This is a genomic window from Acaryochloris sp. 'Moss Beach', from assembly GCF_021497025.1.
GTDB lineage: Bacteria > Cyanobacteriota > Cyanobacteriia > Thermosynechococcales > Thermosynechococcaceae > Acaryochloris > Acaryochloris marina_A.
The window spans coordinates 216,963-233,984 of record NZ_CP071718.1 but is presented as its reverse complement, the minus strand read 5'-3'; the positions used below and the strand labels follow the sequence as shown (position 1 = coordinate 233,984).

9 protein-coding genes and 2 pseudogenes are annotated in these 17,022 nt (G+C 49.0%); 2 read left to right on the top strand and 9 right to left on the bottom strand.

Annotated elements, in window-relative coordinates; all coding sequences use genetic code 11:
• Positions 1-13: 13 nt before the first annotated feature.
• The 9 genes from HRE53_RS27565 to HRE53_RS27525 all read right to left on the bottom strand — a co-directional run bounded on the left by HRE53_RS27565 (position 14) and on the right by HRE53_RS27525 (position 14,893).
• Positions 14-829, bottom strand: coding sequence for a methyltransferase domain-containing protein (locus tag HRE53_RS27565; RefSeq protein WP_235111360.1), 816 nt, complete (start codon positions 827-829; stop codon positions 14-16).
• Positions 830-887: 58 nt separating this feature from the next.
• A complete protein-coding gene (locus HRE53_RS27560; RefSeq protein WP_235111358.1) occupies positions 888-4,856 on the bottom strand; it encodes a non-ribosomal peptide synthetase in 3,969 nt (1,322 codons plus the stop codon).
• A 14-nt stretch (positions 4,857-4,870) separates the two neighbouring features.
• Entirely contained in the window at positions 4,871-5,815 is a 945-nt protein-coding gene (locus HRE53_RS27555) for an isochorismatase family protein (RefSeq protein WP_235111356.1), read from the bottom strand.
• Positions 5,816-5,851: 36 nt separating this feature from the next.
• Positions 5,852-7,492, bottom strand: a complete 1,641-nt coding sequence (locus HRE53_RS27550) for a (2,3-dihydroxybenzoyl)adenylate synthase (RefSeq protein ID WP_235111354.1) — start codon at positions 7,490-7,492, stop codon at positions 5,852-5,854.
• Positions 7,489-8,730 (bottom strand): isochorismate synthase, encoded by a 1,242-nt coding sequence (locus tag HRE53_RS27545; RefSeq protein WP_235111353.1) that lies wholly within the window; start codon positions 8,728-8,730, stop codon positions 7,489-7,491. Before HRE53_RS27545 ends, HRE53_RS27550 begins: the two co-directional genes overlap by 4 nt.
• 47 nt (positions 8,731-8,777) lie before the next feature.
• Positions 8,778-9,572: a 2,3-dihydro-2,3-dihydroxybenzoate dehydrogenase gene (locus HRE53_RS27540; RefSeq protein WP_235111352.1), complete on the bottom strand. Its 795-nt coding sequence runs from the start codon at positions 9,570-9,572 to the stop codon at positions 8,778-8,780.
• 109 nt (positions 9,573-9,681) lie between these two features.
• Entirely contained in the window at positions 9,682-10,959 is a 1,278-nt protein-coding gene (locus tag HRE53_RS27535; protein ID WP_235111350.1) for an MFS transporter, read from the bottom strand.
• A 32-nt stretch (positions 10,960-10,991) separates the two neighbouring features.
• On the bottom strand, positions 10,992-13,607 hold the full coding sequence (locus HRE53_RS27530) for a TonB-dependent receptor (RefSeq protein ID WP_235111349.1): 2,616 nt from the start codon (positions 13,605-13,607) through the stop codon (positions 10,992-10,994).
• 284 nt (positions 13,608-13,891) lie between these two features.
• The gene (locus HRE53_RS27525; protein WP_235111348.1) at positions 13,892-14,893 is read right to left on the bottom strand and encodes an AraC family transcriptional regulator; all 1,002 of its coding nucleotides are present in this window, start codon (positions 14,891-14,893) and stop codon (positions 13,892-13,894) included.
• Positions 14,894-15,213: 320 nt separating this feature from the next.
• Between HRE53_RS27525 and HRE53_RS27520 the strand changes: the two are divergent.
• Positions 15,214-16,562 (top strand): annotated as a pseudogene (locus HRE53_RS27520) (ISKra4 family transposase).
• A 38-nt stretch (positions 16,563-16,600) separates the two neighbouring features.
• Positions 16,601-16,879 (top strand): annotated as a pseudogene (locus tag HRE53_RS27515) (ISKra4 family transposase); the annotation flags it as partial.
• Positions 16,880-17,022 lie beyond the last annotated feature (143 nt).

The window sequence follows — 17,022 nt, the reverse complement described above, 5'->3', positions numbered from 1 at the left end:
AATTCACCTCACATTAAGTGGGTTTGCAACCAACTACCGTAAATCCTGTGACAGCACTAAAGAAGGTGCCGTCACCATCAGCTTGCTGTAGATCTGCGAGCCAGGCCGAGATGTGGGCACTCAAATCTGGTAGCTGTGCTTTCGCCCAGGCAGCTGCATCCTCTAAACCAAAGAGTCGGTTAGCCGTTGAAAAATCTGTCAGAATCAGGGTCGAGGTGTCTGCCACAGCAACTTGGGTGAGTCCAGCCTGGTGGAACAGTCGAAACAGCTCTCCCCCCGAAGCGCTATGGCGTATAGAGTGATCGAAATGCTGCCGGAGAATCTGTCGAGTCAAATCTCGATGGGCATGATCAACAATCAGAGTATCCCAGTCTGGTTCTCTGACTAAAATCCGTCCGCCAGGCCGAGTGACTCTGGTCATTTCGGCTAAGGCTTGCTGCCGATTCGCAATGTGCATAAACAGGCGATCAGCGCGGCAGCCGTCGATGCTGTCATCGGCAAGCTTTAGATGATGCACATCCCCTACCTTAAATGTTAGAGGTAGGTCTTGAACGGTAATCCGTCGACGCGCCTCCTGGATGAGAGCATCACTACAATCCAGACCAATCACTTTACCATCAGGGCCAACCCGCTTAGACAAGGCCACAGCATCTTCCCCGGTGCCACACCCAACATCTAAAAGAAAAGCGCCAGGCACTGCCAAGAGATCATAGGTTTTTTGTTTATACCGCTGCATTTCGGCCTGAGCTGTCGCGGTGTCTAGGTAGTCAATAAAGGGGGTAGGCTCCGTTGTATCAATTTGGCTCCAGTTTAGAGTTTTGGTATTCATAAGTCGTTTCCTACTTGAGGTCGTTTGTGAGGGATTAAGGGCGATCAGCCCTGCCAAGCTAGTGAGTCAGTTGAGTAGCAATTGCCTGTACGATGGTTTGCAAGCAATCACCCGTCAGAATCTGTGCATGGTCAGCCTCCAGATCGTAGTTCACGATTGATCCGGTGATGAAGGGCTGCCAAGCTTGATGGATGAGACCAGTATCTCTCTGCCCTTGGGTCGCCGTAAAGAAGAGTAGATCGCCGTGATATTCCTCAGGCAATGGAGCTTGACAGGCCAGCTCAATATTGAGGCGCGTAATATCTATGAGTGTATTCAGTATGGGCAAATCGAGCTGGATTCCTGTTTTTTGCTGTCGCAGTTGGATCAGAAGAGCTTCTTTATCCTGGAGACTTTGGATTGGCTTTGAAAACGCCTGTCCCGTTGCCTGAAGTAGCAGGGCGAAGACTTCTTGGTCATCAGACCGCTGCCGCTTTAGCTGCTGACCGGGATAGGCATCAAGTAAAATCAGCCGATCAACTTCATTCCCCTGTTGCTGAAGCCGAGTCGCCATCGCTTGAGCCATCATTCCACCCAAGGACCAGCCCAGCAGGTGATATGGCCCTTGGGGCTGAACCTGACGAATTAGTGCTAGATGTGCTTCGAGGATATGCGTCCAATGCTCTTGAGGAGATTTTATAGCGGAGATCTCAGCTTCCAAGTAAGGAGATTGCACGCCGTAGAGTGAGTGGTAAGAACTCAGTTTTTTGGCTAAGCCCATGTAGCACCAGCTAATGCCAGCGGCAGGATGAACACAGAATAAAGGTGGCAGTTCGCTTTCTGTAATTGGCAGAAGGGGGGCCAACAGCGTTTTGTGCAGGTTTGGCTCCGGGACAACGATCCCATTATCCATTAGTCCGCCATTTACCTGGACGATGGGGGCTAAAGCTGCTGCAAGTTGTGCAGCCGTTGGATGGCGGAAAATCGTTGCGATAGGAATCTCATGGTTCAGCTTAACACTGAGCCAGCTTGTCACCTGAATGGTCTGCAGTGATTGTCCACCCAGTTCAAAGAAGTCATCCTGTGCAGTGAGTCCCCGTTGACCCAAGATCTCTTCCCAAGTACGTAAGATTAGTGCTTCTAGGGGAGAAACGGCGGTCAGATCTGACTCAGTGAGCCAGCTAGGAGTATGGGCCTGTAAGGATGATCGATCCACTTTGCCTGAGGAAGTCTTGGGCAGAGCATCCATAACGCTGAACCCAGCCGGGATGATAGCTGCAGGTATGATTTGGGCAAGATGCTGACGCAGAGCTTGAATGGAAGGACACGGAGGTTCGGTAACCAGATAGGCACAGAGACGCTTGATACCCTCCGGTAGGGAATAGCCAACTACAGCCACCTCCCGAATTCCGGGTGTTGCCGCCAGTATAGACTCAATCTCAGCTAGATCAACGCGATGGCCACTGATCTTGAATTCTGTATCAAGGCGACCGATATACACCAATTGACCGTCCTGTCGCATCAGCACCCGATCACCTGTTCGATAGGCTCGGGGACGTCCCGGGAACTGATCTAAGTAAACAAACCGATCGGTGGTCAGTTGCAATTGCCCTAAATAACCCATCGCCAGGGTTGGCCCTAGTACGTAAAGCTCACCTTCCTCACTACCGGAGACTGGATATCCATTGGGATCTAGCACGACCACTTCTACCCCTACCAATGGACGGCCAATCGGTACCGCGCTTTGATAGCCAGATTCTGTTTCCAGAAGGGCTACCGTAGCCACCACCGTGGTTTCACTTGGGCCATATGTATTGAGCAGTGTTACCTCATTCCCAACAGCCGAATGCCACTGGTGAACACGCTCAGGATGGGCAGCTTCACCACCGATGATTACCACTCTCATGCAGGAAGGGAGGCTAGCTTGATCCTGGCTTAGGCAAAATGCTAGTTCGTGCCAGAAGGCAGTGGGGAGATCTAGGACGGTGATTTGTTTAGCATCGCAGATCCTTAAAAACTCAGGCATGGACTGCAACATAGGCTCTTCACGCAGCACCAGGGTTGCGCCACAACAAAGGGTCATGAAAATTTCTTCGACGCTGGCGTCAAAGTGCAGCGCGGCAAATTGCAGCACCCGATCGCCGGGTTGAATACCGTATTGCTGTAGAGCACCAGCAGTAAAACTTGCCAGGGCCAGATGATCGATCATGACACCTTTGGGATTTCCCGTAGAGCCAGAGGTGTACACCACATAAGCTAAGGTATTGTTCTGAGGATGGTTGACGCTAGCTGTAGTCGGAAACTCATCTAGACGATCTAGCCAGATCTGGGGTGGTAAGTTTGAAATAGACTGAGGCTCTTGATTGGTTTTAGTAACAAGTAGAAAGGGCTGCGCATCTTGGAGGAGACTAGCAGTGCGGGCAGGGGTAGCTTGCGAGTCAAGAGTCATGTAAGCTGCCCCGGAGAATAGTACCCCAAGAATCGCCGCGATAGCTTCACCACTGCGAGGCAGATAAATCGCAACTAGCTGCCCCGGTTTGACCCCTGCTGCTACCAGTCGGGAGGCAATTTTCTGGGAATTCTGAAGTAGCGTGCCATAGGACATACTCATGTCCCCTTCGATCACCGCATCAGCATGGGGATGGCGCTGGGCTAGGTCAATAAATCGATCAAGGACGAATTGTACGGGAGCATTATGTGGTTTACCCTTGATCAGCTTGCCTAAGGTTCGATCTGGCTCTGACAATGAAACTGGTGTAGCTCTAATGATCTGGTCGGGAGTTTCCAGAGCTGCATATAGTCCTGCTAACCAGTACTGCTGATGTCTCATGAGATCTTCGTGGGAGTAGCAGGCTGGATTGCCGTCTAGCTCAATCGTGAGAGCTGGGCCGTAGGTACGAATGTTGATAGCGAGATCTTCCACTGGCCCAGCGGAAAAGTTGCTGATGCTGGTCGGCATGTTGCCAAAACGGATGTCATCGTCGAAGGGCATGATGTTTATGACTGGCCCAAACAATCGACGACCTCCTCCCACTCGCTTGAGATCTCGTCGAAGCTGTTCATAGCGGTAGCGATAATGGGGACGGATGGCCCGCAAATGCTCGTCAATCTGTTTGACCAGGCTTGAGAATGAGATACCTGGACTGACCAATACCCGTAGCGGCACTATATTCATTACAATGGCTGGGACTCTTAATGCAGCTGAGCCTAAGCGACCCATCATAGGCAGGCCGAGGGTGAGGTCTGTGGCTCCCGTGACCTGATGCAGATAGACCACAATCGTTGCCAGTAGAACATCTGGCCAGGATGCCTTCATCTGTTGGGCGACGCATTGTAACTGCTGGAAAATCTCAGTGGGGAGAGTGTGCCTGCAGCGTATACTAAAGGCATTAATGGGGGCCGTCTCAACGCTCAAACTGATAGGCTCAGGAGCACCCTCAAGAAAAGTGAGCCAGTAGGCACGATCCTCCTGCTGTTGTGTTGAAGCTTGGTAAGCAAAATCTTCCTCCAGTACTGCTTGCAAGCAAGTAAAGCGGGTAGGAGGAACTAGCTTCCCCTGGCTCAAAGCTGTGTATATCTCTGCCACGCGTTGTAACAGTAGAGATGCACCGTAACCATCGATTGCAATGTGATGAACGCGTTGATACCAGCAGTAACTTTCTGGTGCAATGCGGATTAGGGCCTGCGCAAAGAGGCAGCCTGCACCCAAATCGACAGTCTGCTGAAGATTCTGTTGCATCCATTCTTGGGCCGCCTGTCTTGGATCAGCGACATCACTCAGATCGAGATGTTGAAGATGCCAAGGAAGGCTGGTATCTAAATACTGTCTCGGTTTCTCTGCCTTGTGATCAAAGCACAGATTGAGGGTTTCAGTCTCTTCTACCATTTGGCATAGCGATCGCTCAAATAGATCTACATCTAGGGGGCCACAAATTTCGATGCATTCCGCTGTGTTGTAGACAGGACTACAGGGACTGAGCTGCTGGCCCACCCAGATGCCCATTTGCGAAGCGGAAAGGGGCCAGAGACCTTGTAGGAATTCAGCCATTGTTAGCTCTCCTTCTAAATCCTACTGCTGTTAACTGGGTTACTCGCCTGTGAACTTGATAACATTTGCGTCCAGGCAGAGATCGTTGGCCGTTCCGCTAGATCGGCAAAGCTCACATTCGCACCTCTGCTGCGCCAGGTCTCCACCAAACTCATGAGGCGCAACGAATCCAGCCCCCAATCAAGTAAATCTTCTTCCACTCCGAAGGATTGTGGAGAATGTTGCAGAAGCTCACTGAGCTGTTGTCGAAGTGCTTGAGTCACTGCGACTTGAGACAAGTTGAGAGAGAGACGCTCTTTCTCCAAGAGGACGGAATTCGGAGAACTTTCCAGCATCTCTTTTAGATTTTGACTTGATACCGTCATCCCGCAGCGCTGAGCTACGTAGTTCATTGCCATGTGATGGTTATTCAAGGAGAAATCTGCAATCGCATCCCCGATTAAGAAGGGTTGAATATCATTCATAAAGGCGTCACAGGCGGTCATTAGACAGCCAATGTGACCGTACACTCCGCAAACAATGAGTTGGTTGCGACCAAGCTGTTTCAGCAGAGATTGCAATTTCGTGCGCTGAAAGGCGCTGTATCGCCACTTTGTTAACACCTCTTCGTTCTCAGCAGGTTTCAATAGCTCTGGAATCACTTCCTGCTCAGGATGAGAGCCTAGGCCCGGCCCCCAGAAGTCAGTGAGTAAGCCACGCTCTGACGTAGACTGTTCTGCAGGCTGGGCCGTATAGAACACAGGAATTCCTCGTTCTCGACAGCAGTCTCTTACATCTGTGATATTTTGCAGCAAGGCTGGAATCGGAGTCGTATTCACATCAAAGAAATTGAGAAAATAGTTCTGCATGTCGTGGATGAGCAGTACGGCTCGGGATGGCTGCACTGACCACTCGACTCGGTTGAGTGGAAAGACCTCTGCCGTAGGCATTGGATAGGGTGAAATCCGAGGAATTGTCATTAGAGACCTCCTTAAAGTAGATCAGTAAATATGAATTCATAAATCAGCGATGGCGTTGCTCAGTAAAGTCTGCAGCGTTTTCTTGTCAACTTTACCTGCACCAGTTTGAGGTAGGACCGTCAACCATATAAATCGGTCTGGAATCTTGTAAGTGGCCAGCCCACGACCGCGAAGAAATCCCTTCATCTGCTCAGCTTCTAGTTCAGCTCCATTGCGGGCCATGAGGCAAGCACAAATTGCTTCCCCTAAAAAGGGATCGGGTATCGCAATTACGGCGGCATTGTAAATAGCCGGGTGGGCCAAAAGATTGTTCTCCACCTCTTCGCTGCTAATCTTTTCTCCCCCACGGTTAATTTGATCTTTGGCTCGTCCTTCTACAACTACATATCCAGAGGGATTTAGCCGCACCCGATCACCAGTGCGGTAAAACCCATCTGAAGTGAACGATCTCCGATTTTGTTCAGGAGCCTGGTAGTAGGCACGAATGGTATAGGGACCACGCGTGAGCAAGTTGCCTACTTCTCCGGGAAGAACGTCTTGATCGTAATCATCCACTACCCGAATTTCATCGGCGGGAGAGAGGGGTCGTCCCTGGGTGTTCAGAGTAATCTCTGTGGAATCATCAAGTCGGGTGTAGCAGACTAGCCCCTCTGCCATGCCAAACACCTGCTGAAGCTGGCATCCTAGGGTGGAGGTTATACGCTTGGCTACCTCGAATGAAAGCTTAGCTCCCCCGACCTGCAAGACTTGAAGACTTGAAAGAGACTGGTGGCGGGTGGCAGTGGCCTCTAGCCAAATCAGCACCAGTGGCGGCACTAGCGCTGTAATCGTCACCTGTTCCTTGGCGATCAGGACAAAGGCATCGTCGGGGTTCGGGTGGTGAGCTAGCACAACCTGCCCCCCGGCATAGAGTGTGCCAAGGCTACCAGGGGAGCTAAGGGGAAAATTATGAGCTACTGGCAGAGCTACCAGATAGACACTGTCTCGCGTGAGGTGACAAATCTCAGCACTAATTCGCACGCTGTAGAGGTAATCGGCATGGGTTCTAGGAATTAGCTTTGGTAACCCGGTGCTGCCGCCCGAGAGCTGGAAAAATGCTACGTCTTCAGCCCGAGGTTCAGACAGGGTTGTGGCGGGTAAATAGAGACGATCAATCGGGTGAAATTCTTCAGCTTCACCCACAACGACGACGTGCTGTAAAAATTTGCACTGTGGCTGCACTTGACGAGCCAAGCCTCGGTAGTCGAAGTTCCAATCTTCATTGACGATGATGTAGGCCACCGCATTAGTTTGGATGAGAAAACTTTGAATCTCTGCCTGACGATGAGCAGGCAGGGCGAGCACTGGCAAAGCCCCCAACCGTGACAAGGCAAAGAATATGGCAAAAAATTCTGGGATGTTGGGCAGTTGAATCACGATGCGATCACCTGCTAGAATACCAAGTGACTTAAATCCTGCTGCCAGCTGATCGGCCCGCAAGTCCAGTTCTCTATAGCTCCACCGTTGATCCCCTCCAACCAGGGCCAACCGCTCCCCATATTCCTTGGCTTGATGCCGCAACATTTGCCCAAAAGTCTGGTCTTGCCAGTACCCAAGATGACGGTAGCGGTTGGCGAAGTCTGGGGGCCAGTGTGGAAAATCTAAGGTCAGAGGCTGAGAAGTCGATTGCTTGTTCATGCCGCAACCTCCAGCAAGTGCTCTAGACCCAGTGCTTTTAGCATGGTGCGAAACTTGGCCGAAGTCTCAGCCAACTCTTTCTCAGCCGTTGACCCAGCGACGATACCAGCCCCTGCGTAGAGCCGCAGGCAACTACCGTCTGTTTCCCCACAACGAATGGTCACAGCCCATTCCCCATCCCCTTGACCATTGACCCAGCCAACAATGCCAGTGAAGTAGCGCCGCGCAAACGGCTCGATTTCATGAATTGCAGCATAGGCACCCTGAGAAGGATAGCCACAAACTGCAGGTGTCGGATGTAGCTCCAGTGCTAGAGAAAGGGCACAGCATGATGCATCTCGCAGCGTACCGCGTAGGCAAGTGGAGAGATGCATCATGCTGTCGGTCTGGAGGATGCAGGGGCTAGACGGAATATCTAGCTCACTACATAGGGGCCGCAACATTTCTGAGATCGTATCCACCACCAGCACATGCTCTCGGCGGTCTTTGTCGGAATTTAGCAATTCCTGGGCCCGCAGTCGATCAGTCGCTAAATCACCACTACGGGGAGCCGATCCCGCCAGTGGATTGGCTTCTACCTGCATTCCCCGACGACGAATCAACAGCTCAGGACTAGCTCCAATCAATGTTTTGCAGGAACGTTCTAATCCGAGCAGTGAGGGCGATGGTAAGTGGAGCAGATAGGTATAGCCGTATCGGTTATGGTGGACCAGATTAGTTAACAGCCAGCTTAGATCGAGTGACTCTGGGAACGACAGCTCCAGAGAGCGGGACAGCACCACCTTTTGCAACTCTGAATGCTGAATCTGATTTAAAGCCTTGTCAACCCCCTGCATATAGCCTGCAGGCTCTGGAACCATCTGCAATGCGCACTGATTTGGGCTTAAGCCTGTGGATTTGAAAACCGTACGGCCCTTTTCTATTGGTCCCGCTTGATAAATTTGCTCCGGCACAAACAGGTGAACGGCAGCACTGTCGTCAAAGGGGATGGCCCCTATCAGTGTTGCTGGTAGTGACCCAGAGCCGGTCTGTTTTGCCAGTAAATCCATGGCCTGTCTCGGTAACTCCTGGCGAGGAATTCCCCTTTGAGGTGAGGGCAGGACCGCTCGAATACCCTGAGCTAATAAAGTCTGGGCAGGAGTCGCAAAGAAACAGGATGTCTGATCGTTGTAGGCGTCCAGCAACTGCCTAGCATCCATTAACGGATTGGGGCAGTTCAATGGAGAAATTGTACTCATTAGATCTTCCTATTGCAATTTATTTAGAAAGAACAGGTGGTTGGGCCTCAATGTCCCAACGTCGCGCCACCGTCAATTCGCAGGTCATGCATTGTGATGTGAGAAGCCTGTTCAGATAGTAAAAACAGAACACCGTTGGCAATGTCTTTAGGGCTGGCAATTTTACCTAGAGGAATGCCAGTACGAAACGTTTTCAGTGATCCCAGTAGCGCTGTCTCTTGAGTGGCGGCATCAGTCCGTAGGAGCTGCTGCATGGGGGTATCTGTAGACCCTGGTGAAACGATGTTGCAGCGAATACCGAAGCTAGCTAGTTCTAATCCCAGGCAGCGAGTAAAGTGAGTGGCGGCTGCTTTAGAGGCGGCATAGGCTGCCATCTGCTGACGGGGGACGCTAGCCGCATTGGAACTCACAGTAATAATCGTGCCACGTCTACGAGAAATCATCTGCCGAGCTACGCTGCGAGACATGTTAAAGACACCAGTAGTATTGACAGCAAATGTCTGCTCCCAATCGGCATCTGTTAAAGCAACTACAGGCTTGCTTCTTAAAATGCCAGCTACATTGACCAAACCAGCAATTGGACCTAAATTATGTTCAATCTGCTCAATGCTCATCTCAACCTCTTGGCTGCAGCTCACATCAAGCTGGTAGGCACTGAACTCTTGCGGCTCCAGAGCAACCCGAAGGTCATCCAGTTTATCAGCTTGTATATCTAAGCCAACAACCTGTGCACCAGCCTGAACCAGAGATTTCACAATGGCAGCCCCAATCCCTTGGGCAGCCCCAGTTACAAGAAATAATTGATCCACAAAATTAAACAATTGCATTTCAGTCACGCTCATTGATGTAACAAAGATTTAACTGATCTTCTTTAAAGGCAAGCTCTAGAAATGCGAGTGCAGATTTGAAGCCAGTGTCTCTAAAGGGCTAGGAGATATCTGTTATGTCATCTCAGGTGAGCCCAATTCCTGGTTTTTGGTTTGGCTTGCCAACAACATGGGGTACTAGCCACAGGCTTATAAGGCTAATAACAAAGCCAATGAGAAAAACGCCAGAGTAGCCTAAAGTATTAGCAATAAAGCCGCTCAAAGCAGGGACGCCAATGTGGTGACCAAGAATGAAAATTGAAGATTGAAGGGTGTAGTCACTACCAGCCATTTCGGTCCGGCTTTTGTCCATCATCACTGTGAACAGAGCCGTATTGGCCAGGCTGCGGGCAAAAACTTCGCTGATACTAACACCATATAATATGACTGGGCTACGGACACCCATTGCTGGGAGAGTAAGTGCGAACACAGAGATAGCCTGCATCATACCGAATAGAATCAGTGATTGCTGCCGACCTAGTGGTTGAATCAGTACACCTGCTAAGAGGGAACCGATTATTGCCGCTCCCGATCCTACAATGCCAGTCATCCAGCCAATCTCGACCATCGATAGCCCCAAATCCACCAACAGGGGACGAAACATAGTTGCCGCCATACTGCTGCCGGTGACGTAAAGCAGAATAAATAGCAGCCAGATCAGCATCCCTGATTGCTGAACAAAACTCAGCAATGTATTCAAGTAGTTAGCGATCGCCTGCTTCACTCCTATCCCTTGCCTCACTGCTCCTACGTTGCGCCGGGGCTCTTGGTAAAAACACAGCGGTACTAAGGCAAGCAGTACGCCCCCTGCCAAAATCCTGACGCTGACCTGCCAGCCCATCTGATTTAAAACCAGTAGCATCACGCCACCCCCTAAGATCCCCCCAGTTGCTCGACCGGCACTCTGGATACCGTTGCCCCAGCCCCGTTCATGGGGAGCCAGTATGCGGATCGCCAATGCATCTGTAGCGATATCCTGAGTAGCCGCGAATGTCACCATTAAAAATATGCCTTGGAATAACCCCATGGCATTATTAGAAGCATCCATGGATGCGCAGCCCATCAGTGTTAGGGCAAGCAAAAATTGGGTGACAAAAATCCAAGATTTGTAGTGTCCCCATCGGCGAGAGCCGTAGCGATCGACCAGCGGTGCCCAGAGAAACTTCAGCATCCATGGTAGGGTTAACAGCCCCAATAGCCCAACCACCTGTAAAGATGCACCTTGCTGTCGCAGGAAGATGGGCAAGGCTTGAAAGAAGAAAGCCGACGGTAAAAATTGCGAGGTATAGAGACTGCTGAGTAAGAGAAATTTATAGGCTGGATGCAGACTCTTTTGGGTGGATTTTTCTAGGTTAAGCGTCATAGTGAGGTTCAGCAGGGATTTTTAAAGGTTAATTAGAATTCATAGCTAATCGATCCAATCACCGTAAAGGGTTCTCCGGGCTGGATACCACGGGTACGGGTGCGGGGGGTACCAGAGATATAGTTCACATCAAAGATGTTTTGGAAATTGAGGCCAAACCGCCAGTTGTCACGCTGATAAGCAATCGCTACGCTGGTGAGGAAATAGCTGTCCAGGTTAAAACTGTTTTGGAAATCTCCGGTGCGATCACCGACCCAGTTAAAGCCAATCCCAAATTTCAGTCCTTCTAGGCTACCGGTCTGAATCTCATAGGTGCTCCAGAGGCTGGCACTATGTTCAGGGACGCCTGGGAGACGGTTACCGACCTCGAACCGATTGTCAGCAGTGATTTCAGCATCGGTGTAGGTATAGGACCCAAGGACGTTCCAGCCCGATAAAATTTCGCCCGTTAGACTCAATTCAAGACCTTGGCTTTGCTGTTCACCCGTCGCAATTGAAAAGCGTGGATCGGTTGGATCTGCGGTGGCCACGTTTTGGCGGGTGAGGTTGAAGTAGGCTAGTGTAGCCAGCAACTTCTGATTCAACAGTTCTGTTTTAATGCCAATCTCAAACCCTTCCCCTTTTTCGGCCTGAAGGGGATTACCATCCACTGTCACTGCTGCACTAGGGAAAAACGATCGTGCATAGTTGGCATAGAGGGAGAGGTTCTCGATGGGCTGATAAACTAAGCCCACCCTTGGGCTGAAAGCATCCTCGCTCAGGTCAATCGCAGTGGTTTGGCCGCCACGAATTGTAGTGGTGTTTTGACTGACCGTTTCATAATTAAGTCCCGCTACAAGAATCAAATTGTCCAGCAGTTTGATTTGGTCTTGGATGTAAATTTGCAGGCTATCGGTGTCAATCGTTTCGCTGCTGGTGGGAGCCTCAAGACGATCAGGACGGGGGACAGCACCATATACGGGATTGAAGATATTAATCGGTACGCGCACATTGGGTGGGAAAAAGAGCGTGAACGATTCCGAATCCAAACGATACCGCGCTAAATCCACCCCCATTAGCAGCGTGTGGTCAATGGACCCCGTGGTAAATTTCCCAACAACATTGGTTTGTAGCGCTAGGGTCTCATTGGCAACAGTTTGTTCGGCAAAGACGCGACTGAGGAGGCCAGTTGTTTCATCCAAACCACCAATAAATGGAAAACTGAGAGTCGCACTAATGTCGTCGTTCGATTCAAGATATCGGAAGGCATTACGTAGGGTCCAGTTTTCGTTAAACCGATGCTCAAAATCGTATCCTACTCGGATAAACGTGCTCTCGATTCGATCGTTCGGCTCACCCAGAATGCGATCGCGCGGAATATCCGCGACCCGATTACCGAGGGCTACCAGTCCTGGATCCAAGGGACGTTCATCATCTAGGTACTCTAGCTGAAAGTCAACTTCGGTGCGATCACTAATACGCCAGGTTAGGGTTGGGCCGATAAAGAAACGATTGGTCTTTTGGGCAAAGTCTCGAAAGCCGTCCTCCCTCTGATAGACGGCATTTAGGCGATAGAGTAGGCTACCATCCTCAGTCAGTGGACCGGAGAGATCCACCTGTGGTCGCACTAATCCATAGCTACCCGCCTGTAGCGCGACCTTATAAAACGGAGTCTCGAGGGGGCGTTTAGACACTACATTGACGGCCCCGCCCGGATCTAGCTGGCCAAACAGAATAGAGGCTGGCCCGCGCAGCACCTCAATACGTTCAACATTGGCGATTTCAGGGAAGCCTTGCCCCGCTGCATCACCGTTGTCATTGGGACTGAAAAGACGGAATCCATCTCGAAATACTGGAACACCGTCAAATCCACGCAGATTAATCTGAAACCCTCTCCCTTCTGTTGTACTAACAGTGGCACCAGCAATATTCTGTAATGCATCGTCCAACTCAGTTACCTGTTGGTCCTCCAACACCTGCTTAGGAATGACTTGAATCGAAGCGGGTATATCTAGGATGGGGGTGTCCGTTCTGGTTGCGGTGCTAGCATCGGGAACAAAGTAATCGTCATCGGCTCGCTCAGCAGTTACGACCACCTCAACCAAGTCTTCTCCAGGCGCTTGGGTTGTTGAAACATTAGGCGTTGCGCTCACGACTAAAGCCTTCATACCAGAGCTGATCTCAACAACAGGTGGTGCTTCTTTTCCTTTAATAGAAATGCGCACTTTATTATTAGGGAGATTGGTGACATTCACGACTGAAATGCCATCTGCTGCATTGAGAGCGGCAAAATCCTCTCCCTTGGGCAGTCTTAAGATTGTGTTGGGAAGATCCGCTATTACGGCATCCCCAGTTATCGAAGTCAAAGGGATCTTTAACGGGCTAGTCGTTTCGAGTTTTAGCCTAATGCCAAGGTTAGTTTTCTCAATCTGAACCTCGGTGATTTCAATCAAACTGGTCGGAACGTTCTGCGCTAGCCAATTATCAACTGACTTTGCAGGAGGATTGTCATGAGAGGGTTCCATTGTCTCCTCAACATATACAGCTAAACTCTCTTTTAAGGTGGGTCCAGCCATTCCTTCTGCAATCTTTCCCTGATTTATCAATAACCACATGCCAACTGTCAACTGAAGCGGCCAAAAGCCCCAAGTTTTCCAATTTGCGCTCATATGTATTTTTCTACTAACATTAGATAAGAAAGATTCTCATTAATAACTGTAAGCAGATAGTACCTCATGTGTCTTATTATTTTCTTTGCTAGCCGGACTTTTTTCTGTCTTTGCCGGACTTTTTGAATTATTGTGGGTGAGAGAATGGGAGTCTATATTTGTGAACTGTCCCCGAAGCTGGCTTTTACGTAAAAGGTCTTAATTGATGAGTATTAGGTTTAGAGAATATCCAAAACCTAGCATCCAACATCCAATAATCTTGATCCACCTATTTATCAATCTCTCTAGCCATTCTTCAACTGATATGCCTTGGGATTGATCATAAATGTGCGGCGAAATGAGACGCTGAAAGCTTCGGGACTGCGGTATCCAACTGCCTTTGCGACGCTAGCGATTGTGGCTCCTGGCATCAACAATAACTGCTTGGCCTGTTCCATACGGTGGTTGTGTAAGTATCCGAAAACAGTAGTTCCGAAAATTTGTCGAAATCCTTGCTTGAGCTTGCGATCGTTCAGGCCGATTTCATGTGCAAGCTCTTGTAACGTTGGTGGGTTCTCAATACGGCTCAGCAAAATACTACGTGCGTGGTGAATGCGATCAACTTCATCAAGAATTAGGTTGCTTTTTTGATGCTGTGATGTCTGCCTGGAAAGCATTTGGTCAAAGTATAGGCTCATCAGTTCAAGGGTTTTACCCTCAATGTAGAGCCGCTGAGTAATCCCTTGGTAGGGGCATCGCAATAGTTGGCGTACCGTCGAAGCCATAAGGGGAGTCATATAGCCAGACTGATAATAAGATGAACGATCTAGCCCATCGATTGCCTCTCGCAATGGCTGGGGTAACTGCTCCATAGATCCCTGGGTAGACAAACCAATAGTATCTGGTAGCACATGGCAGTGGACAAGTAAAACCTTTTGTCTCTCAGCGTATTCAACTCGCCGTCTGCCACTATTAATTACCCCGAGACTGACCTGCCCAGCCTCAAACTGAAGCGTTTTGTCAGCCTTTAATCCCACACCTCGAATTAGACCTGCCAAACAAAAACTCAACCCTAGTTGCGGGTTTTCGATTAGGGAGTCACGATCAACTACAACCTTTTCTTGAAATTCCACCTCATAAATCATCAGTTCTAGCCCTGGACGAAGTCGCCAACGTCGAATCGAACCGCTACAAGTTGGACTGGGAAGTTGTAAAACTTCTGCTTGATTGGGGTGTGGAGTCAAAGATTCTGGTTGTAAATTGTTAATCGCTTCAGAATTTACTTGGGTAGAATGATGCGATCTCATAAAGGAATAACGATTGTGATGATCTTAAGTTATTGCAAATAATTCCTAAAATCAACTAAATCTTTTCGTCACTATTTCAACTCCAAGCTAGAAACATACACCCCACCTTCATAAAACCCTCCCCGCTGTTCCATCCGAAAGCTCCTGCATATTCTCACTAAGTGCGATTCGTTTTAGGCGACGCTCTTTATGGATTCCAGGGATCTACTTAAGGAGGCATTCTAAAAGAGTTGAAAGCAATCAAAAGCGTAATATATTTACAATTTATATGTATTCATGCTACGTTCTTTTGAGTGAGGTAGATGGCATGGAGTTTTGAGATGGATTACGAATTACGGGTAGTCGTTGAGAAAGTATCCGTCAGTTCTCAAGAGGTCTTAAAACGTGACACTCTTAAAGTTTATGACATTAAGTCACCAGAATCCATTTTAGAGTTAGGTCTGCGTCATGAAGAGCAAATCTCACTGTTAGAAAAGATTCAGAACTCTGTTTTAGCCGTGCAATCAACCTTGATTAAAACAGGCTATGATGTTTGCCCAAGATGTGGGGATAAGCTCAAAAAGATGGGATTTACGCCCTCTAAATTTCATGCTGTTTTCAGTGATCATAAAGTCCGCATCCAAAAACACAAATGTCTTAATCCAGACTGTAAATGGCAAAGTACCCCTTCAACGGCCTCTGTCTTTGGCACTTGTATCCACCCAGATTTAGCGAAACTGCAATGTGAGCAAGGTGCTTTATACAGCTTCCGAAAAGCCGAGACTAATTTGGAGCAGTTGACGGTTCATCGCCGTCCGGTCAATAACCATAACAAAATCAAGCTGCTCACCAATGAAGTGGGGGCAACCTTAGCCCAAGAGAATCTCAAACCATTGGCAACACCCAAAGGTACTGCCATTGCACAAGAGATTACCCTCCAAGTGGATGGCATATCCCTGACAAAGATAAGGATAAACGTAGCTTTGAAGCGCTCTCTGCTGTTGTTTACCGTCCAGAAAATATTATCGAAGTGGATAGCCATCATCGTCAGATCAAGGATAAAAGCTGTGCCCTCTCAGCCCAAGATGACGAACTAGCGACCATGAAGCTCTTTACGCTCAATGCAGCCCGAAAGCAGGGTATGACGAAAAAGACTAAGGTCACGGCTTTAGCCGATGGTGCTCAAAATTGTTGGTCAGTGATTTTAAGCTTGGCTCCACACTGCAAAACTCTTCTGTGTATATTGGATTGGTTTCATCTTGCCATGCGATTTCAGAATGTCAGAGGGGCGGTAGAAGACGCCTTCGAAAAAACCTTAGAGGGAGTGAAGTGGAAATTATGGCATGGCAAGTCGGATGAGGCGTTGCAGAAATTAGAACTGCTGATGAACAATATTACTGATTCAAAGAAGCGCTCAAAACTGAAGAAGTTATATAACTATCTAGAGAACAATCAAGCCTATCTAGTGAATTATGAAGAACGAGATCAACAAGGTCTGAGTTACACCAGTCAAGTGGCAGAATCTCATATCGATACGATTATCAATGACCGCTTTAAACGAACTAAGAAAATGCAGTGGACTCATGATGGAGCCCATAATATCTTACAAATCAGAGGGATGATCACCAGCAATGAATGGGATAAAAACTGGCAAGCACCTGTACTCTCAGCTTTGACAGCAGCTGCATGATGAGTCCATAGATTGTAGATATATTACGCTTCTTTTATAAGTTCCGGATTTATATCGACAATAATCAGGACTTTATCCAAAATTATGGGGAGCGATATCGTTGCGGAGAAAGGATTTCAACTGGGTTTGTCGAGTCGGCTGTTAACCAAGTGATTGCCAAGCGGATGGAGAAAAAACAACAGATGCGCTGGACACCCAAGGGTGCCCATTTACTCCTTCAGGTGAGGACTAAGGTTCTCAATGGTGAGTGGAAGAATACTATCCGAGAATGGCATCCACGGGCAGAGCTGGTTGATGAAATACCTATCGCTGCTTAATTCCCCCGGTTCTGATCACTCTCCTAATTCATCTATAAAAGGCGTTCTAGGCTAATTTAGCAAGGGCTGGTGAGAAAATCAGGTAAAGTGTTACCCTGCCTGCCCTAATGTCGAACAGCGCCGAAACATCACCATGCAATGTC

What these genes read in the sequence shown, in the direction of transcription:
- HRE53_RS27540 (WP_235111352.1), bottom strand. Translation starts at nt 9,572, where the DNA reads ATGAGCGTGACTGAAATGCAATTGTTTAATTTTGTGGATCAATTATTT.
- HRE53_RS27555 (WP_235111356.1), bottom strand. Translation starts at nt 5,815, where the DNA reads ATGACAATTCCTCGGATTTCACCCTATCCAATGCCTACGGCAGAGGTC.
- HRE53_RS27535 (WP_235111350.1), bottom strand. Translation starts at nt 10,959, where the DNA reads ATGACGCTTAACCTAGAAAAATCCACCCAAAAGAGTCTGCATCCAGCC.
- HRE53_RS27560 (WP_235111358.1), bottom strand. Translation starts at nt 4,856, where the DNA reads ATGGCTGAATTCCTACAAGGTCTCTGGCCCCTTTCCGCTTCGCAAATG.
- HRE53_RS27530 (WP_235111349.1), bottom strand. Translation starts at nt 13,607, where the DNA reads ATGAGCGCAAATTGGAAAACTTGGGGCTTTTGGCCGCTTCAGTTGACA.
- HRE53_RS27525 (WP_235111348.1), bottom strand. Translation starts at nt 14,893, where the DNA reads ATGAGATCGCATCATTCTACCCAAGTAAATTCTGAAGCGATTAACAAT.
- HRE53_RS27550 (WP_235111354.1), bottom strand. Translation starts at nt 7,492, where the DNA reads ATGAACAAGCAATCGACTTCTCAGCCTCTGACCTTAGATTTTCCACAC.
- HRE53_RS27545 (WP_235111353.1), bottom strand. Translation starts at nt 8,730, where the DNA reads ATGAGTACAATTTCTCCATTGAACTGCCCCAATCCGTTAATGGATGCT.
- HRE53_RS27565 (WP_235111360.1), bottom strand. Translation starts at nt 829, where the DNA reads ATGAATACCAAAACTCTAAACTGGAGCCAAATTGATACAACGGAGCCT.